Annotated in this window: 19 protein-coding genes and 4 tRNA genes; 10 read left to right on the forward strand and 13 right to left on the reverse strand. The window is 52.8% G+C overall.

Annotation, left to right across the window (positions count from 1 at the left end; all coding sequences use genetic code 11):
* Nucleotides 1-10: 10 nt before the first annotated feature.
* Both cysM and pdxK read left to right on the forward strand, forming a co-directional pair.
* On the forward strand, nt 11-922 hold the full coding sequence (gene cysM / locus HED65_RS04295; RefSeq protein WP_032643488.1) for a cysteine synthase CysM: 912 nt from the start codon (nt 11-13) through the stop codon (nt 920-922).
* 5 nt (nt 923-927) lie between these two features.
* Entirely contained in the window at nt 928-1764 is an 837-nt protein-coding gene (gene pdxK / locus HED65_RS04300) for a pyridoxine/pyridoxal/pyridoxamine kinase (RefSeq protein ID WP_114977583.1), read from the forward strand.
* A gap of 44 nt (nt 1765-1808) precedes the next feature.
* On the opposite strand, the gene crr is transcribed toward pdxK, so the two are convergent.
* The 5 genes from crr to cysZ all read right to left on the reverse strand — a co-directional run bounded on the left by crr (nt 1809) and on the right by cysZ (nt 6602).
* Nucleotides 1809-2318: a PTS glucose transporter subunit IIA gene (gene crr / locus HED65_RS04305; protein WP_003861316.1), complete on the reverse strand. Its 510-nt coding sequence runs from the start codon at nt 2316-2318 to the stop codon at nt 1809-1811.
* 40 nt (nt 2319-2358) lie between these two features.
* A complete protein-coding gene (ptsI, locus tag HED65_RS04310; RefSeq protein ID WP_028016167.1) occupies nt 2359-4086 on the reverse strand; it encodes a phosphoenolpyruvate-protein phosphotransferase PtsI in 1728 nt (575 codons plus the stop codon).
* A gap of 44 nt (nt 4087-4130) precedes the next feature.
* Nucleotides 4131-4388 (reverse strand): phosphocarrier protein Hpr, encoded by a 258-nt coding sequence (ptsH, locus tag HED65_RS04315; RefSeq protein WP_000487600.1) that lies wholly within the window; start codon nt 4386-4388, stop codon nt 4131-4133.
* A 317-nt stretch (nt 4389-4705) separates the two neighbouring features.
* A complete protein-coding gene (gene cysK / locus HED65_RS04320; protein WP_014884739.1) occupies nt 4706-5677 on the reverse strand; it encodes a cysteine synthase A in 972 nt (323 codons plus the stop codon).
* Nucleotides 5678-5840: 163 nt separating this feature from the next.
* Entirely contained in the window at nt 5841-6602 is a 762-nt protein-coding gene (gene cysZ / locus HED65_RS04325; RefSeq protein ID WP_028016168.1) for a sulfate transporter CysZ, read from the reverse strand.
* Between the two features lie 230 nt (nt 6603-6832).
* Between cysZ and zipA the strand changes: the two genes are divergently transcribed.
* The 3 genes from zipA (at nt 6833) to HED65_RS04340 (ending at nt 10103) form a co-directional block, all read left to right on the forward strand.
* Nucleotides 6833-7801: a cell division protein ZipA gene (gene zipA, locus HED65_RS04330; protein WP_114977586.1), complete on the forward strand. Its 969-nt coding sequence runs from the start codon at nt 6833-6835 to the stop codon at nt 7799-7801.
* Nucleotides 7802-7870: 69 nt separating this feature from the next.
* Nucleotides 7871-9886: an NAD-dependent DNA ligase LigA gene (ligA, locus tag HED65_RS04335; RefSeq protein WP_114977587.1), complete on the forward strand. Its 2016-nt coding sequence runs from the start codon at nt 7871-7873 to the stop codon at nt 9884-9886.
* 1 nt (nt 9887) lies between these two features.
* Nucleotides 9888-10103, forward strand: coding sequence for a DUF3820 family protein (locus HED65_RS04340; RefSeq protein WP_003861328.1), 216 nt, complete (start codon nt 9888-9890; stop codon nt 10101-10103).
* Here HED65_RS04340 and HED65_RS04345 read toward each other — a convergent pair.
* Complete coding sequence (locus HED65_RS04345; protein WP_114977588.1) at nt 10100-11095, reverse strand: bile acid:sodium symporter family protein; 996 nt, start codon at nt 11093-11095, stop codon at nt 10100-10102. The genes HED65_RS04340 and HED65_RS04345 overlap by 4 nt on opposite strands.
* Nucleotides 11096-11184: 89 nt before the next feature.
* On the opposite strand from HED65_RS04345, the gene HED65_RS04350 reads away from it, so the two are divergent.
* Nucleotides 11185-12120, forward strand: coding sequence for a LysR family transcriptional regulator (locus HED65_RS04350; protein WP_114977589.1), 936 nt, complete (start codon nt 11185-11187; stop codon nt 12118-12120).
* Here the strand turns inward: HED65_RS04350 and HED65_RS04355 are convergent.
* Nucleotides 12117-12458 carry a FlxA-like family protein gene (locus tag HED65_RS04355; protein WP_114977590.1) on the reverse strand — a complete coding sequence of 114 codons (342 nt, stop codon included), beginning with the start codon at nt 12456-12458 and terminating at the stop codon, nt 12117-12119. The two genes, HED65_RS04350 and HED65_RS04355, sit on opposite strands and share 4 nt — an antisense overlap.
* Nucleotides 12459-12665: 207 nt before the next feature.
* Between HED65_RS04355 and xapA the strand changes: the two genes are divergently transcribed.
* From xapA to HED65_RS04370, 3 genes are all read left to right on the forward strand, one after another.
* A complete protein-coding gene (gene xapA, locus HED65_RS04360) occupies nt 12666-13490 on the forward strand; it encodes a xanthosine phosphorylase (RefSeq protein WP_114977591.1) in 825 nt (274 codons plus the stop codon).
* 51 nt (nt 13491-13541) lie between these two features.
* Nucleotides 13542-14798 (forward strand): nucleoside permease, encoded by a 1257-nt coding sequence (locus tag HED65_RS04365; protein ID WP_114977592.1) that lies wholly within the window; start codon nt 13542-13544, stop codon nt 14796-14798.
* Between the two features lie 67 nt (nt 14799-14865).
* On the forward strand, nt 14866-15753 hold the full coding sequence (locus HED65_RS04370; RefSeq protein WP_114977593.1) for a LysR family transcriptional regulator: 888 nt from the start codon (nt 14866-14868) through the stop codon (nt 15751-15753).
* A gap of 43 nt (nt 15754-15796) precedes the next feature.
* Here the strand turns inward: HED65_RS04370 and HED65_RS04375 are convergent.
* From HED65_RS04375 to HED65_RS04390, 4 genes are all read right to left on the reverse strand, one after another.
* Nucleotides 15797-15872 (reverse strand) — tRNA-Lys (locus HED65_RS04375).
* Nucleotides 15873-15876: 4 nt separating this feature from the next.
* A tRNA-Val gene (locus HED65_RS04380) sits at nt 15877-15952 on the reverse strand.
* A 29-nt stretch (nt 15953-15981) separates the two neighbouring features.
* A tRNA-Val gene (locus HED65_RS04385) sits at nt 15982-16057 on the reverse strand.
* 42 nt (nt 16058-16099) lie between these two features.
* Nucleotides 16100-16175, reverse strand: a tRNA-Val gene (locus HED65_RS04390).
* Between the two features lie 258 nt (nt 16176-16433).
* Between HED65_RS04390 and gltX the strand changes: the two genes are divergently transcribed.
* Nucleotides 16434-17849 carry a glutamate--tRNA ligase gene (gene gltX / locus HED65_RS04395; RefSeq protein ID WP_114977594.1) on the forward strand — a complete coding sequence of 472 codons (1416 nt, stop codon included), beginning with the start codon at nt 16434-16436 and terminating at the stop codon, nt 17847-17849.
* A 44-nt stretch (nt 17850-17893) separates the two neighbouring features.
* Here gltX and HED65_RS04400 read toward each other — a convergent pair whose 3' ends face one another.
* Both HED65_RS04400 and HED65_RS04405 read right to left on the reverse strand, forming a co-directional pair.
* Nucleotides 17894-18286, reverse strand: a complete 393-nt coding sequence (locus HED65_RS04400; RefSeq protein ID WP_114977595.1) for a YfeC-like transcriptional regulator — start codon at nt 18284-18286, stop codon at nt 17894-17896.
* Between the two features lies 1 nt (nt 18287).
* Nucleotides 18288-18650 carry a YfeC-like transcriptional regulator gene (locus HED65_RS04405; RefSeq protein WP_114977596.1) on the reverse strand — a complete coding sequence of 121 codons (363 nt, stop codon included), beginning with the start codon at nt 18648-18650 and terminating at the stop codon, nt 18288-18290.
* Nucleotides 18651-18790: the final 140 nt, after the last annotated feature.

The following is an 18790-nucleotide window of genomic DNA, read 5'->3' on the forward strand; positions in this document are numbered from 1 at the left end:
AGTAAAAAACGTGAATACACTCGAAAACACCATCGGCAACACGCCTCTGGTCAAGCTTCAGCGCATGGGGCCAGACAATGGCAGCGAAATCTGGGTCAAACTCGAAGGCAATAACCCGGCGGGGTCGGTGAAAGACCGTGCCGCACTGTCGATGATTGTCCAGGCCGAAAAACGCGGTGAAATTAAGCCTGGTGACGTGCTGATTGAGGCGACCAGTGGCAACACCGGCATCGCGCTGGCAATGATTGCGGCGTTGAAAGGCTACCGCATGAAGCTACTGATGCCGGACAACATGAGTCAGGAACGCCGCGCGGCTATGCGTGCCTATGGCGCCGAACTGATTCTGGTGACCAAAGAGCAGGGAATGGAAGGGGCACGCGATCTGGCGCTGGAGATGGCCGAGCGTGGCGAGGGCAAATTGCTCGATCAGTTCAATAATCCGGATAACCCGTACGCGCACTACACCACTACTGGCCCGGAAATCTGGCAGCAAACCGACGGACGTATCACCCATTTTGTCTCCAGCATGGGCACTACCGGCACCATTACCGGTGTGTCGCGTTTTCTGCGTGAGCAGGAAAAAGCTGTCACCATTGTTGGTTTACAGCCGGAAGAGGGAAGCAGCATTCCCGGGATCCGTCGCTGGCCTGCGGAGTATATGCCCGGCATCTTTAATGCGCAGCTTGTGGACCAGGTGCTGGATCTTCACCAGCGCGAGGCGGAGAATACCATGCGCGAACTGGCCGTGCGCGAAGGTATCTTCTGTGGCGTCAGTTCGGGCGGCGCGGTGGCGGGTGCGATTCGGGTTGCAAAGGCAAACCCGGGTGCAGTGGTCGTGGCAATAATCTGCGATCGCGGCGATCGTTATCTGTCTACCGGTGTCTTTGGTGAAGAGAGTTATTCGCAGGGGGCAGGGATTTAAGCATCATGGAGATGATTCTTTTCCGGGATAACACCCGGGCGCAACAAACCGATATTGTCGCGGTGCAGTCGCAGGTGGTTTACGGTAGCGTGGGGAACAGTATTGCGGTGCCGAATATTCGAACCCATCAGCTGAGCGTCACCGCCGTACCGACGGTCCTGTTCAGTAATACGCCGCACTACGACACCTTCTACGGTGGAGTGATCCCGGATGAGTGGTTCAGCGGTTATCTGAAAGCGCTGGAAGAGCGTGAGATCCTGCGTGAGCTGAAGGCGGTGACGACCGGCTATATGGGCAGCGCCAGCCAGATTAAATTGCTTGCACAATGGCTCAGGGTCATCAAAGTTCAGCACCCGGACCTGCTGGTGCTGGTCGACCCGGTCATCGGCGATATCGACAGCGGGATGTACGTGAAGCCTGATATCCCTGAAGCGTATCGGGAACATTTATTACCGCTGGCGCAGGGGATTACCCCCAACGTGTTTGAGCTGGAAGTGCTAAGCGGTAAACCGTGTCGTACACCTGAAAACGCCATCGCAGCGGCGCAGGGCTTGCTTTCCGATACGCTGAAGTGGGTGGCGATCACCAGTGCACCAGTGGCTGGCGATGCGGAAAATATTCATGTCGTGCTGGTCACTCACGAAGGGGTTACCATCAGCGCACACCCGCGTGTTGAAACGGATCTGAAAGGGACGGGCGATCTGTTCTGTTCAGAGCTGGTAAGCGGAATTGTTGAGGGCAAAACCGTTGCCGATGCCATTTGCCTGGCAGGCGATCGGGTGACGGATGTGATGATTTACACGCAGTCGAAAGGTTACGACGAGCTTATCCTGCCCGCATAAACAAAAATGGCGCCCGAAGGCGCCATTTTTCTGTGCGGCAAAAATTACTTCTTGATGCGGATAACCGGGGTTTCACCCACGGTGACGCTGCCAGACAGTTTGATCAGTTCTTTGATTTCGTCCATGTTGGAGATAACAACCGGAGTCAGGGTAGACTTGGCTTTTTCTTCCAGCAGTGGCAGATCGAATTCAATCACTGGGTCGCCAACTTTAACACGCTGGCCTTCTTCCGCGATACGTTTGAAGCCTTCGCCTTTCAGTTCAACGGTGTCGATACCGAAGTGAACGAACAGTTCGATACCGCTATCAGATTCGATAGAGAACGCATGGTTGGTTTCAAAAATTTTACCGATGGTGCCGTCAACTGGAGCAACCATTTTGTTGCCAGTTGGTTTGATAGCAATGCCATCACCAACGATTTTCTCAGCAAACACTACATCCGGCACGTCTTCGATGTTGACGATCTCGCCGGAGAGCGGAGCAACAATCTCAATAGTTCCGGAGTCTTTCTTATCATCAGAAACCAGAGATTTCAGTTTATCGAACAAACCCATGATCTTCTCCTAAGCAGTAAATTGGGCCGCATCTCGTGGATTAGCAGATTGTTTTTTCTTCAATGAACTTGTTAACCAGCGTCATTAACTCGTCCGTTGTCGGTTGAGCAAGAGCCTGCTCTGCTAACACCTTCGCATCTTCGAAGTTCGTGTTACGGATAATCTTCTTAATGCGCGGGATGGAAATGGCGCTCATAGAGAATTCGTCCAGACCCATACCCAGCAACAGAAGTGTAGCACGTTCGTCGCCTGCAAGCTCACCACACATGCCAGTCCATTTACCTTCTGCATGAGAAGCATCAATAACTTGCTTAATAAGCGTCAGTACGGACGGTGACATTGGCTGGTAGAGATGTGAAATCATATCATTACCACGGTCAACTGCCAGGGTGTACTGCGTTAAATCATTGGTACCGATACTAAAGAAATCAACTTCTTTGGCTAAATGACGCGCAATGGTCGCCGCTGCAGGTGTTTCCACCATCACGCCGATCTCGATTGACTCGTCAAATGCTTTACCTTCGTCACGCAGTTCCTGTTTGTAGATTTCGATCTCTTTCTTCAGTGCACGCACTTCTTCAACAGAGATGATCATCGGGAACATGATGCGCAGTTTACCGAAAGCAGACGCACGCAGGATGGCACGAACCTGATCGCGCAGGATCTCTTTACGATCCATCGCGATACGTACTGCACGCCAGCCCAGGAACGGGTTCTCTTCTTTCGGGAAGTTCATGTACGGCAGCTCTTTGTCGCCACCGATGTCCATGGTACGGACGATAACCGCCTGAGAGCCACAGGCTTCAGCCACGGCTTTGTATGCAGCAAACTGCTCTTCTTCAGTAGGCAGCGCGTCACGGTCCATGAACAGGAATTCTGTACGATAGAGACCGACACCTTCCGCACCGTTGCGCTCAGCGCCATCAACGTCACGTACGGTACCGATGTTTGCGCACACTTCTACCTGATGACCGTCCAGGGTGATTGCTGGCAGGTCTTTCAGCTTAGCGAGTTCCGCTTTTTCAGTCGCAACTTGCTCCTGAACCGCGCGCAGTTTTTCGATCTCTTCATTCGTTGGGTTGACGTAAACCAGATTGTTTACGGCATCCAGAATCAAATAGTCGCCGTTTTTCACCTGAGAGGTGACGCTACCGGTGCCCACGATGGCTGGCAGTTCCAGAGAACGCGCCATGATTGAGGTGTGGGAAGTACGGCCGCCTGCATCGGTGATGAAACCGAGAACCTTTTTCAGGTTCAACTGAGCGGTTTCTGACGGGGTCAGGTCGGCAGCAACCAGAATAACTTCATCCTGAATCGCGCTCAGATCGATGATGGCCAGACCCAGGATGTTGCGCAGCAGGCGCTTACCGATGTCACGTACGTCAGCCGCACGCTCTTTCAGGTATTCGTCATCCAGTTCTTCCAGGGCAGTCGCCTGACCTTCGATAACTTCATGTGCAGCCGCGTCGGCTGTCATGCCTTTATCTTTAATCAGGGCTATGATTTCCTGCTCCAGCTCCTCATCTTCGAGCAGCATGATGTGCCCTTCGAAGATGGCTTCTTTTTCTTCACCGAAAGTTTCGCCAGCTTTAGTTTTGATTGCTTCCAGTTGCGCAGATGCCTTGGCACGACCGCTCAGAAAACGTTCAACTTCCTGATCAACCTTGTCGGCAGAAATTTTTTTCCGGTCAATGACGATCTCGTCTTCTTTCAGCAGCAGTGCTTTGCCGAAAGCGATACCCGGGGATGCTAAAATGCCTGAAATCATAACCCTACCTTACTTGTGACTGATATTTAAAAGAACCCGGAAACTTACTCGAGCTCAGCCATCAGTTTTACCAGATGCTCAACTGCTTTCTGCTCGTCTTCACCTTCTGCAGAGATGGTGACAACAGTGCCCTGAGTCAGACCCAGAGTCTGCAGTTTGAACAGGCTTTTTGCGCTAGCGCTTTTGCCGTTGGAAGTCACAGTGATTTCAGAAGTGAAGCCTTTCGCTTCTTTAACAAACTGAGCAGCAGGGCGGGTGTGCAGACCGTTCGGAGCGGTAATGGTAACTTCTTGCTGGAACATTGTATTTCCCCAACTTATAGGTTTAGTGTTGTGGAACTAAAGTCTAGCCTGGCGACTGAACTTTAGCCTGTATTGTTAGCGCTGACGTTTCGATCGTCATTAAACATTATGCAGTGAAAGCAAGACTTGAACCAAATCATAAAATCGATTCAGCAAGGCTATTTCATTCACTGATTAATTTCACGCATCAAAATAATTGCTGGTTTAAATACCAGACCCAACGGGGTGAATCAATGCCAGGAGGGGTAAAACTTTGAAGCAGGCCACAAAAAAGCACCCAAAAAGGTGCTTTTTTACGCGTTCTTAACATGCTGGCATCACTGTTGCAGTTCTTTCTCAGTGAAGAGATCGGCAAACAGTGCAGTGCTTAAGTAACGCTCACCCGAGGATGGAAGGATAACCACAATATTCTTATTGGTAAAGGCTTCGTCTTCCTGAAGTTTGAGCGCTGCCGCAACAGCCGCACCGGAAGAGATACCCGCCAGAATGCCTTCTTCATCCATCAGACGACGCGCGGTAGAGATGGCTTCTTCGTTAGTGATGGTGACCACTTTATCGATCAACTTCAGATCCAGGTTACCCGGAATGAAGCCGGCACCAATGCCCTGAATTTTGTGTGGACCTGGCTTAAGCTCTTCACCCGCCAGTGCCTGAGTGATAACCGGTGAGTCGGTCGGTTCAACGGCAACAGTAATCAGATCTTTTTTACCTTTCGTGCCTTTAATATAGCGTGACACACCAGTCAGCGTACCGCCGGTACCTACGCCGGAGATAAACACATCAACCTGACCGTCGGTATCTTCCCAGATTTCCGGGCCGGTGGTTTTTTCATGAATTTCCGGGTTTGCCGGGTTGCTGAACTGCTGTAACAGCAGATATTTTGCCGGATCGCTGGCCACAATCTCTTCGGCTTTCTGAATGGCACCTTTCATGCCTTTCGCGCCTTCGGTCAGCACCAGGTTCGCCCCCAGCGCTTTGAGCAACTTGCGACGTTCGATGCTCATGGTTTCTGGCATAGTCAGCGTCAGTTTGTAGCCACGCGCGGCAGCAACATAGGCCAGTGCAATACCGGTGTTGCCGCTCGTTGGTTCCACCAGCTCAACGCCTGGTTTCAGTACACCACGTTTTTCAGCATCCCAAATCATGTTTGCACCAATACGGCATTTTACGCTGAAGCTCGGGTTGCGTGATTCGACCTTCGCCAGAATGCGTCCATTACCGATACGGTTCAGTCGAACCAGGGGCGTATGACCGATAGTCAGCGAGTTGTCTTCATAAATCTTACTCATGGCCTGTCCTTAACTGTATGAAATTGGGATACCGTCCCAGCATACCTGTTGAGCAGGTAGGGGGAAGTAAGGAATTCGCATATCTATATACTGCAAGGAAATAATGGGGATCAGTATGGAATAAGGGGCGGCATAAGCCACCCCTTGTTTACACATTTTTGCATTACTTCCATAACGCGTGCTTAGCACGGTAGCAGTCAACCCACATTGCTGTCGCGCCGCACACCGCAACGGGCATGATAAAAAGGTTCAGGAACGGAATCATCGTGAACAGGCTGGTCAGTGCGCCAAATTGCATATTGGCAACCTTCTGGGTGCGCAGGGCTGTGCGCATCGCTTTAAACGGTACTTTGTGGTTATCGAACGGATAGTCGCAGTACTGGATCGCCAGCATCCAGGCGCTGAACAGGAACCATAGCACCGGGGCCACCGTTTGACCGATGCCGGGCACGAAATAGAGGATAAGTAGCACAACCGCACGGGGAAGGTACCAGGCAAATTTCTGCCACTCGCGCTTCATGATACGTGGAATGTCTTTCATGATCCCCAGAACGCCCGTGTCCGGCGGTGTTGCGCCGGTAAGCCGTGCTTCCAGCTGTTCCGCCAACAGGCCATTAAACGGCGCAGCTATCCAGTTCGCGATCGTTGAGAAGAAGTAACCGAATACCAACAGCACGGAGATAACCACAACCGGCCAGAGCAGGTAGTTGAGCCACTGCAGCCACTCAGGAACATGGCTCATCAGTGAGGGGATCCAGCTTTCCAGCTTTGTGAACAGCCACCAGAACGCACCGCCCATCAGAATAATGTTGATCAACAGAGGCAGGATGACGAAACGTCGAATCCCCGGCAATGAGACCAGTTTCCAGCCCTGAGAAAAATACCAGACGCCGCTGCGAGGGGGGGAAGAAGATGTTGAAACCATAACCAGGCTGTACTCCTTTTTTCACAACCAGTGGAATTGCCCGCCTATATTATCCACTTACGGACCAATGACCAGTTAGGAAATGTTCGAAAAACCAGCAAAAAGCACGATTTCCTTCATCTTTATGCTGTGAATGCTCTGCACACACTTGCACTTGACGTAAACGGCAAATACTCTTAGTGAGTAAATGTTTGCCGTGGTGGCAAGGTGTTAGAACAACAGAGAATATAATGATGCAGGATTTGCGTCTGATATTAATCATTGTTGGCGCGATCGCCATAATCGCTTTACTGGTACATGGTTTCTGGACCAGCCGTAAAGAACGTTCCTCTATGTTTCGCGATCGCCCACTGAAGCGCATGAAGTCCAGTCGTGACGACGATGACAGTGAAGATGACATCGACGACAGCGACGACGACGGCGTGGGTGAAGTTCGTGTTCATCGGGTCAATACTGCGCCCGGCGCGGCTCATGGGGAGCATGAAGCGACCCGTACTGCGCAGCACCAGTATCAACCGCCGTATGCTTCCGCGCAGCCGCGCCAGCCAGCGCAGCAGCCAGTGGAAGAGCCGGTGCGCCAACCGCCGCAACAGCCTGTCCATCAGCAGCCTGCTGCACCTCAGCCGGTTCAACAGCAGCCTGTGCAACAGCCAGTTCAACCGGTACAACAACCGCAGCAGCCTGTGCATGTGCAGCCTGCGCCGCAGCCAGCTCCGGCCCCGCACGTTGAGCCAGAGCCCGTCGTCGAGCCAGAACCGGTTGTTGAAAAACCGCAGCGTAAAGAAGCCGTTATCATCATGAACGTGGCCGCACATCACGGCAGCCATCTTAACGGTGACGTGCTGCTTAACAGTATTCAACAGGCAGGTTTCAAGTTTGGCGACATGAATATTTTCCATCGCCACCTGAGCCCTGACGGTAGCGGTCCGGCGCTGTTCAGCCTGGCTAATATGGTCAACCCTGGCACCTTTGACCCGGAAATGACCGGTGATTTCGTGACGCCGGGTGTCACAATCTTTATGCAGGTGCCGTCCTATGGTGACGAGCTGCAGAACTTTAAGCTGATGCTGCAATCCGCTCAGCACATCGCTGATGAAGTGGGTGGTGTGGTGCTCGACGATCAGCGTCGAATGATGACCCCGCAGAAACTGCGCGAGTATCAGGACCGCATCCGCGAAGTTAAGGAAGCCAACGCGTAATCGTCGCGTTTACTTCGACTCCTCCTCAACCCCCGCATGTCGGGGGTTTTTTCTCATTGATGGTGCGATATGGACTCAATCGAACAACAACTCACTGAACTGCGAACCACGCTTCGCCATCATGAATATCTCTATCATGTTATGGACGCGCCGGAATTACCGGATGCGGAGTACGACCGCCTGATGCGCGAACTCCGCGAATTAGAGGCGCAGCATCCGGAACTCGTCACACCCGATTCCCCCACCCAACGCGTCGGCGCTGAGCCGCTGGGGGCTTTCAGCCAGGTGCGTCATGAAGTACCGATGCTGTCGCTGGACAACGTCTTCGATGAAGAGAGTTTCCTCGCGTTTAATAAGCGTGTGCAGGATCGCCTTAAAAGCAGCGATACCCTTACCTGGTGCTGCGAGTTAAAACTGGATGGCCTTGCGGTCAGCCTTCTTTATGAAAACGGGGTACTGGTGCGTGCTGCGACACGTGGCGACGGTACGACGGGTGAAGACATCACCACCAATGTACGTACCATTCGCGCGATCCCGCTGAAACTGCAGGGTGAAAACATTCCCGCGCGTCTGGAAGTGCGCGGCGAGGTGTTCCTGCCGCAGGCAGGCTTCGAGAAAATCAACGATGAAGCGCGCCGTACCGGTGGGAAAGTGTTTGCTAACCCGCGTAATGCGGCGGCAGGTTCTCTGCGCCAGCTTGACCCGCGAATCACCGCGAAGCGACCGCTTACTTTCTTCTGCTACGGCGTAGGGATTCTGGAGGGGGGCGAGCTACCGGATACGCACCTCGGACGTCTGCTGCAGTTTAAAGCGTGGGGCCTGCCGGTGAGCAACCGTGTTCAGCTTTGCGACTCCCCGGAAGCCGTACTGGCGTTCTACCACAAAGTGGAAGAGGACCGTCCAACGCTCGGCTTTGATATTGATGGCGTCGTCATTAAGGTTAACTCGTTAGCGCTTCAGGAGCAGTTAGGTTTTGTTGCGCGTGCTCCGCGCTGGGCGGTTGCGTTTAAATTCCCGGCACAGGAGCAGATGACCTTTGTCCGCGATGTGGAGTTCCAGGTTGGTCGCACCGGTGCCATTACTCCGGTTGCCCGTCTGGAGCCGGTGCAGGTCGCTGGCGTGCTGGTGAGTAATGCCACGCTGCATAACGCCGATGAAATTGAGCGTCTGGGTCTGCGTATTGGTGACAAAGTGGTCATTCGCCGCGCGGGTGATGTTATCCCGCAGGTGGTTAACGTTGTTGAGTCAGAACGTCCTGATGATACGCGCGAGATTATTTTCCCCACCCATTGCCCGGTATGCGGCTCAGACGTTGAACGTGTTGAAGGTGAAGCGGTGGCGCGCTGTACAGGCGGTTTAATCTGCGGCGCGCAGCGTAAAGAGTCCCTGAAGCACTTTGTCTCGCGTCGGGCGATGGATGTTGACGGCATGGGTGACAAGATTATCGATCAGCTGGTTGAGAAAGAGTACGTCCATACGCCAGCAGATCTTTTCAAACTGACTGCGGGTAAACTGACGGGGCTTGATCGCATGGGGCCTAAGTCAGTGCAGAATGTTGTCAATGCTCTGGAAGCCGCTAAAGAGACGACCTTCGCACGCTTCCTCTACGCGCTGGGTATTCGCGAAGTCGGCGAAGCGACGGCAGCAGGGCTGGCTGCGTACTTTGGTACGCTGGATGCGCTGGAAAAAGCCAGCATCGACGAGTTGCAGAAAGTCCCGGATGTCGGGATTGTTGTCGCCACGCACGTCTTTAACTTCTTTGCTGAAGAGAGCAATCGTGAAGTCATCGGCAAGTTGCTGGAAGAGGGCATCAAATGGCCCGCACCGGTGGTGGTTAATGCCGAAGAGATCGACAGTCCGTTCGCCGGTAAAACGGTGGTGCTGACCGGCAGTCTGAGCCAGCTTTCACGTGACGATGCGAAAGCACGTCTGGTGGCGCTGGGGGCCAAAGTGGCGGGCAGCGTGTCGAAGAAAACCGATTTGGTGATTGCCGGAGAGGCAGCGGGTTCGAAGCTGGCGAAAGCCCAGGAGCTCGGCATTGCGGTGATCGACGAAGCGGAAATGATGCGTCTGCTGGGAGAATAACGTGGAGAAAGAGCAGCTCGTTGAGATCGCCAACACCGAGATGCCGTTCGGTAAATATAAAGGCCGCAGGCTGATCGATTTACCGGAAGAGTATCTGCTATGGTTTGCCCGTAAGGATGAGTTCCCGGCAGGGCGGCTGGGTGAGCTGATGGCTATCACGTTACTGATCAAAACTGAGGGGCTGACCCAGCTGGTTCAGCCCCTGAAACGCCCTTAAGCTTTCGCGGCGCGGGTCTCTTCCTGCGCCAGTTTTTCAGTCTGGCGTTTGTAACGACGCGCCAGCACCGCGCAGACCATCAGCTGGATCTGATGGAAAATCATCAGCGGCAGCACCATCATCCCAATCACTGAGGTCGGGAACAGAATGTTGGCCATCGGGATACCGTTCGCCAGGCTCTTTTTCGACCCGCAGAACACAATCGTAATTTCATCTGCTTTATTGAAGCCGCACTTGCGTGCCACAAAGACGTTAACTGCAATCACAATTGCCAGCAGGACGAGGCTGACCACCACGATGAACAGCAGCGAGCCTGCGCCCACTTTATGCCAGATCCCATTCACGACCGCTTCACTGAAAGCGGAATAGACCACCAGCAGTATCGACGACTGATCGGTTTTTGAGATCCATTTTTTGTGCTTTGCCACAAACGCGCCCGTCCACGGACGAGAGAGATGCCCCAGGACAAACGGCAGCAGCAGCTGCAGACAGATTTTACCCACCTGCTCGAGGTTACCTTCCGCGCCGTGCATATTCATGAGTAAACCCACCAGCAAGGGGGAGACGAAAATCCCTAACAGGCTGGATGCCGACGCCGAACAGACCGCAGCCGCAACGTTGCCACCTGCCAGCGAGGTAAAGGCAATGGCGGACTGCACGGTGGCTGGCAGAATGCACAGATACAGGAAACCGGTGTAGAGCGCCGGGTCGACGTTAACCGGAGCCCACCACGCAAACAGCACGCCGAGTATTGGGAACAGAATGAACGTGCTGCACATCACACAGAGGTGTAGTCGCCAGTGGCTACCGCCAGCGATAATGGCCTCGCGGGAGAGTTTTGCGCCATGCATAAAGAACAGCAGTGCGATGGCGGCCGTCGTTAGCCCCTCAAAAAACGGAACAAATCCTCCGCGAGCGGGGAAGAACGAGGCCAGTAAAACGGTAGCAACCAGGGTAAGCGTAAACGGATCAACAATACGAAATAGTTTCATAATGACTCCTGAAAACAGATGTCGCTATTGTGCTTTTTTCCATTTGAGAAATAAAATTGATTTATTGCATCCATTTATGAATTAAACAGATGAATTATTCCTTACGTCAGCTTCGCATTTTCGTCACCGTGGCAAACGCCCGCAGCTTCAGCCGGGCAGGGGAGATGATCGGCCTGAGCCAGTCGGCGGTGAGTCATAGTGTGAAAGAGCTGGAGAGCCAAACGGGCGTGCGGTTACTTGACCGCACCACGCGCGAAGTTGTGCTGACTGAAGCCGGGCAGCAACTGGCCTTGCGCCTCGAGCGGTTACTTGATGAATTGAACAGTACGCTCAGGGATGTAGGGCGGTTGGGACAGCAACTTTCGGGTACGGTGCGGGTCGCTGCCAGCCAGACGATCTCTGCCCACCTTATCCCACAGTGTATTGCCGAGGGGAACCACCGCTACCCGGATATTGATTTTGTTTTACATGACAGGCCACAACAGTGGGTGCTGGAAAGCATCCGACAGGGGGATGTGGATTTTGGGATTGTGATCGATCCCGGTCAGGTGAGTGATCTGGCGTGTGAAAGCGTACTTTCAGAACCTTTTTTGCTGCTCTGCCGGGACGACGATCCGCTGGCAACATTACCGGTAGTCAGCTGGCAGTCCCTTCAGGGGGCGAACCTGGTATTGCAGGATTATGCCTCGGGTAGCCGTCCGCTGATTGATTCTGCGCTGGTGACTCAGGGAGTAAAGGCAACGATCGTGCAGGAGATTGGTCACCCGGCGACGCTGTTTCCTATGGTGGAAGCTGGCATTGGTATCAGCGTGTTGCCCGCCCTGGCGCTTCCCCTGCCACAGGGAAGTCGGCTGTCCGTGAAGCGATTGGTGCCTGTTGTCGAGCGAAAGCTGATGCTGGTACGGCGAAAAAATCGTTCACTCTCGGGGGCGGCACAGGCCATCTGGGAAGTGGTGCGTATCCAGGCGCAACGATTAACCGAGGCCCGCATACGCGACCCACTGTTTAATGCATCAGAAGATTAGATGTAGATATCAATCTGATGATTATCTGACGGGCTATTCACACCTTCCACTTTGCCCAGCTTTTGATCCTGTTTCTTCTGAGCCTCTTCGGCCTGCTGGCGCTGCAGCGCGGCAAGCTGGGCCTGCAGCACTTTGATCTGGGTCTGAATTAGTTCCTGCTGCTTCTTCTTCTCATCTGCGCTGCCAGTGCTGTTCGCCAGCTCTTTTAACTGCTGAGTCAGCTTTTTGATCTTGTCAATAATACTGCTGATCTGGGAAGAGATGTCGCTACCGGCAGAAGCACCTTTCCCACCGTTGCTGGTTTGAATCATTTGGGTTGAAGCCTGAATGGTCGTCATCGTATTTCCTCGCGTTATAAAACAGAGGTATCGGCACCGACGGGATTAGCTTGAGCAAAACTGCCATATCTGGCAGGGAGTTGCATTGATACACAATCAGTATTGATGGTGCTGCAAAAGTGTATTGGAGGTAAGCCGCAGGCTCCAGATATAAGACTAAGGTCATGCGATCCGTGATATCGCGATCTTAATTCTCAAGGAGCCTCTATGACCCTCTCAAATAACCCATGGTACTGCGCTGACATCATCCGCACCGCTAAACCAAATTTCACGCCGCGCGTTGCGTTCATTCTCGGTTCTGGCCTTGGCGCACTAGCCGACCAGATTGAAGACGCCGTTTCTCTGAGCTACGAAAAGCTGCCGGGTTTCCCTGTGAGTACGGTTCACGGTCATGCTGGTGAGCTGGTCCTGGGACATCTTGGCGGTGTACCTGTTGCCTGTATGAAAGGGCGGGGTCACTTCTATGAAGGCCGCGGGATGACCGTCATGACTGATGCGATCCGCACTTTCAAACTGCTGGGGTGTGAGCTGCTGTTTAGCACAAATGCTGCGGGTTCATTGCGTAAAGACGTTGAGCCAGGAAGCCTGGTTGCGTTGAGTGACCATATCAACACCATGCCGGGAACGCCGATGGTGGGACTAAACGATGAGCGTTTTGGTGATCGCTTCTTCTCGCTGGCTAATGCTTATGACGCAGACTACCGTGCCGTTTTGCAAACCGTGGCCGTGAAAGAGGGCTTCCCTCTGCATCAAGGCGTGTTTGTCTCTTATCCTGGCCCCAACTTCGAGACTGCGGCGGAGATCCGCATGATGCAAATTATCGGTGGCGACGTGGTGGGCATGTCTGTGGTGCCGGAAGTGATCTCAGCGCGTCACTGCAACCTGAAAGTGGTGGCCGTTGCTGCAATTACGAATCTTGCTGAAGGTCTGGGCGAGGTAAAACTCTCACACGAACAAACACTGGCTGCTGCTGAGCTTTCCCGCCAGAACTTCATCAACCTTATCTGCGGTTTTCTTCGCCATATTGCCTGATTAAAACAATAAAGTGGCCCGTGAGGGCCACACTGCTATAAGGAATGGAATATGAACATCACGACTCGCTTAAAGATGATGTCCTTTATGCAATATTTTATCTGGGGGAGTTGGCTGGTTACCCTCGGCGCTTACATGATTAACACTCTACATTTTACCGGCTCCGACGTGGGGATGGTTTACAGCTCCAAGGGGCTGGCCGCAATTGTTATGCCATCTCTGGTGGGGATTATTGCTGACAAATGGCTGCGAGCAGACCGTGCATACGTGATTTGCCACCTCGTCTGTGCCGTTGCCCTCTGTTATGCCGCGCAGGTCAATGAACCCGGGCTGATGTTCTGGGTCATGCTGGTGAATGCGATGGCCTTTATGCCCACCATTGCACTGTCAAATACGATTTCCTACTCCTGTCTTGAACAGTCAGGGCTGGATACGGTGAGCCATTTTCCGCAAGTGCGGGTGTATGGCACCGTGGGATTTATTGCCGCGATGTGGGCCATCAGCCTGATGGGGGCGGAACTGAGCAACGTGCAGCTCTATATAGCGGCTGCTGCGTCCCTGCTACTGGCGCTCTACTCTCTGACGCTACCATCCATTCCGGTTGCGAAGACAAAAACGTCTCAGTCTCTGGCAAGTAAACTGGGCCTTAATGCATTTATCCTGTTCAGACAACCCCGTATGGCGGTGTTCTTTTTATTCGCGATGCTGCTGGGTGCTGTACTGCAGATAACTAACACTTTCGGTAGTCCCTTCCTGCATGATTTTGCGCGTAATCCTGCGTATGCGGAGAGCTTTATCGTCAAATACCCATCCATTTTGCTCTCCGTTTCGCAGATGTCAGAGGTGTTCTTCATTCTGACCATTCCATACTTCCTCAGTCGATTTGGTATTAAAACCGTCATGCTGATGAGCATGGTGGCCTGGATGCTGCGGTTTGGGTTGTTTGCCTTTGGCGATCCGTCCGCAACAGGCTTTGTGCTGCTTATGCTGTCAATGATTGTCTACGGCTGCGCGTTCGACTTCTTCAATATTTCTGGCTCGGTGTTTGTTGAACAAGAGGTAAGCTCAGATATCCGTGCCAGCGCGCAAGGGCTGTTTATGACTACCGTTAACGGTATTGGTGCTTATTTCGGATCCGTGTTAAGCGGTATGGCAGTCGATTACTTCTCGGTGGATGGGGTCAAAGACTGGCAGACCATCTGGCTGGTGTTTGCGGCCTATGCGCTGGTGCTTGCGGTGGTGTTTTATTTCAGCTTTCATTATCACCACACCAGTAAAAACAGCGAGATGCGCACAGTTGCGCACTAAATTTTTCCTGTCGACGATGAAAGGCTTTAAGGTAGGCGCTTAAATGTTATCGCCAGGATATGTTTTGATGGAACGCGTCTATCGGACCGATCTCAAGCTGCTGCGCTATTTTCTGGCCGTGGCGGAGGAACTGCATTTTGGGCGGGCTGCGGCCCGTCTTAATATGTCCCAGCCGCCGTTGAGCCTGCATATTAAAGAGCTGGAAAGCCAACTGGGCACGTTACTGTTTATTCGCCACTCGCGGAGTGTCGCATTGACGCATGCCGGTAAAGTGCTGATGGAAGAGTCCCGTCGGCTGCTCGCCAGTGCAAACCAGGCGCTGGCTCGCGTCGAGCAAATTGGCCGGGGTGAGGCGGGGCGCATTGAACTGGGGATTGTCGGTACCGCCATGTGGAGTGAAGTGCGCACGGTTATGCGCACTTTTTTGAAAGAGAACCCGAATGTCGATGTTATCTTTCGCGAAAAATCTCCGGTCATGCAGATGGCTTTGCTTGAACGTCGGGAGCTGGATGTCGGGATCTGGCGAATGGCAACTGAACCCACCGCCGGGTTTAGCAGCGTGCGGTTGCGTGATGCCGCTTTTCTTGTTGCTATGCCGGAAGATCATCGACTGGTCAGCGAATCATCTATTACGCTCTCAGAGCTACAGGTTGAGTATTTTGTCACCATGCCTTCAGCACATTCTGACTGGGCATTTTTACATCGCGTATGTCAGCAGGCCGGGTTCTCGCCGATGATTGTACGCGAAGCTGTTGAGCCACAGACGGTACTGGCGATGATTAGTATGGGGATGGGGATTACGCTTGCCGCTGACAGTTACGCGCAAATGCAGTGGCCAGGCGTGGTGTTCCGTCCTTTGCGCGAGCGCATACCGGCTGATTTGTATGTGGTATATGACGAGAAGCAGGCGACACCCGCGGTAGAAAGGTTGATTGCAACTTTGACGATGATGTAAACCACAGATAGCAAAAAAGCGCCTTTAGGGCGCTTTTTTACATTGGTGGGTCGTGCAGGATTCGAACCTGCGACCAATTGATTAAAAGTCAACTGCTCTACCAACTGAGCTAACGACCCGAAATGGTGGGCGATGACGGGCTCGAACCGCCGACCCCCTCCGTGTAAAGGAGATGCTCTACCAACTGAGCTAATCGCCCATTTCGGAACTGCTGCGATAAGGTGAGAATGGTGGGCGATGACGGGCTCGAACCGCCGACCCCCTCCGTGTAAAGGAGATGCTCTACCAACTGAGCTAATCGCCCATTCTCAATTCTTATCTACACTGCGAGTCTACGTGAAGTAGATGGTGGGTGATGACGGGCTCGAACCGCCGACCCCCTCCGTGTAAAGGAGATGCTCTACCAACTGAGCTAATCACCCCCGCTGTGTGGAGTCGCATTATAGGGAGAGTTGAAAATGAGTCAACGCATTTTCTAAAGTTTTTATTCGTTCGTCGTAAAATTAAACAAAACGATCGCGAAATGGGCGGTGGAGCATGATTTCTAAACAAAAATCGCAAACTCGGTCACGATAAAGGGATCAAGATTGAGGAATCCCCCCACAGTGATAGAATATTGCCCATCGTTTTTTCCCCAGGATTTGCCGAATACCGGCATCTTTATAACGTAAGGCCATTTCATGAAAATCAAAACTCGCTTCGCGCCGAGCCCGACAGGCTATCTGCATGTCGGTGGTGCTCGTACTGCTCTCTATTCCTGGCTTTTTGCTCGTCACAACAAAGGTGAGTTCGTCCTGCGTATTGAAGACACCGATCTTGAGCGCTCCACGCCGGAAGCAATTGAAGCCATCATGGATGGTATGAACTGGCTGAATCTGGAATGGGATGAAGGCCCATACTTCCAGACCAAACGTTTTGACCGCTATAACGCTGTGATTGATGAGATGCTGGTCGCGGGCACGGCATATAAATGCTATTGCTCCAAAGAGCGTCTGGACGCGCTGCGTGAAGAGCAAATGGCGAACGGTGAGAAGCCACGTTATGACGGCCGCTGCCGCCATGACCATAGCGAACATGCTGCTGATGAGCCATGCGTGGTGCGTTTTGCTAACCCGCAAGAGGGTTCAGTGATCTTCGACGACCAGATCCGTGGCCCGATCGAATTCAGCAATCAGGAGCTGGACGATCTGATCATCCGCCGTACCGACGGTTCTCCAACCTATAACTTCTGCGTTGTGGTTGATGACTGGGATATGGAAATTACGCACGTTGTTCGTGGTGAAGATCATATCAACAACACCCCACGTCAGATCAACATTCTGAAAGCGCTGAATGCGCCTGTTCCAGTCTATGCACACGTCTCCATGATTAACGGCGACGACGGTAAAAAGCTGTCTAAACGCCATGGCGCGGTCAGTGTCATGCAGTATCGTGATGATGGTTATCTGCCGGAAGCGCTGCTGAACTACCTGGTGCGTCTGGGCTGGGCTCACGGTGACCAGGAGATCTTCAGCCGCGAAGAGATGATCAATCTGTTCTCTCTGAACTCTGTGAGTAAATCGGCGAGTGCATTTAATACCGACAAGTTGCTGTGGCTGAACCACCATTACATCAATACGATGCCGCCTGAATATGTCGCGACATACCTGCAGTGGCACATTGAGCAGGCAAATATTGATACCCGCACTGGCCCAGAGCTGGCGGATCTGGTGAAACTGCTCGGCGAGCGCTGCAAGACACTGAAAGAGATTGCCGAAAGCTGCCGCTACTTCTATGAAGAGTTTGATGAGTTCGACGCGGACGCCGCGAAGAAACATCTGCGCCCGGTTGCGCGTCAGCCGCTGGAAGTGGTGCGTGACAAGCTGGCTGCTCTTACCGAATGGACTGCAGAAAATGTGCATCACGCCATTCAGGCAACTGCTGAAGAACTGGAAGTCGGCATGGGGAAAGTGGGTATGCCATTGCGCGTTGCGGTGACCGGTGCGGGTCAATCCCCGGCGCTGGATGTGACTGTCCATGCCATCGGCAAGTCGCGTAGTGTGGCGCGTATTAACAAGGCGCTGGACTTTATCTCTGAACGCGAAAATCAGCAGTAATTAAGTCTTCTGGACGAAAAACGGCAGGGTAACCTGCCGTTTTTTTATGTATTTGATTCGGCAATACCCAGGCGTGTAAGAAAGCCGCGTATACCTTCACGTTTCAGTAATGTGTCCAGACGCTTCTGCTCAAGCTGAGTCAAACTCTCCAGCGTTTCGATAATGCCCGGACGCAGGTTTGGCGAGGGGTCACTGTATGATGAGGGGACTTCTGCCAGATGGTAAACCGCCTGGCGAGTACGGATAGCCGGGAGGCTCATAATATGTTCCTTTACGCGCGCATCAACATGGATTAGCCGCGCCCGACCGCCTTTCACGCCATTGAGCCCTTCAGTTTTCCAACCTTGTTGACGTATCCAGCGATTAATGGTCTGTCTGGCAACACCTAAACTCTCCGCCAACTCTTCCGTGGTCATTTTACTACGTAATCTTTTCATATTAGTTCTGGTCGCGAATCCCTAAACGTTGCAACAATCCGGTTATCCCTTCCCGCAGTAACAGTGATGTCATTTGCTTCTGCTCTTCCGGAGTCATTTCATTGGCCAGCGTCAGGAGCAGGGTATGAAGCGAACCATCATGGCTGGTGCCTTCTGGTATATCGGACGTTTCAGTTGCCCGGCGTGCGCTGCGGATAAAGTCACGCACTTTTTCGTTCACATGTACCAGACGCGCTTTCCCGCCCTGGACTCCCGGTTTTGGTGATGTAATCCAACCCTCTTTACGTACCCATTTATTGATGGTCTGGCGGCTATAGCCAGTGAGCAGGGCTAACTCTTCTGGCGTCATTCGTTCCTTGATCATGCAATTTCCTGAATATTTGTAGGGTTAATTAACGGTTCATTTTATAGCACCGTTTTACGTGAAAACGTGACAGGCTTAACTCATGACTGCGAGCAGGCTCGCAAAGTGATTCATTTGCATGATTTTTCGGCGATTGAGCA

It is taken from the genome of Pantoea sp. LS15 (assembly GCF_012241585.1).
In the GTDB taxonomy this organism is placed as follows: domain Bacteria; phylum Pseudomonadota; class Gammaproteobacteria; order Enterobacterales; family Enterobacteriaceae; genus Enterobacter.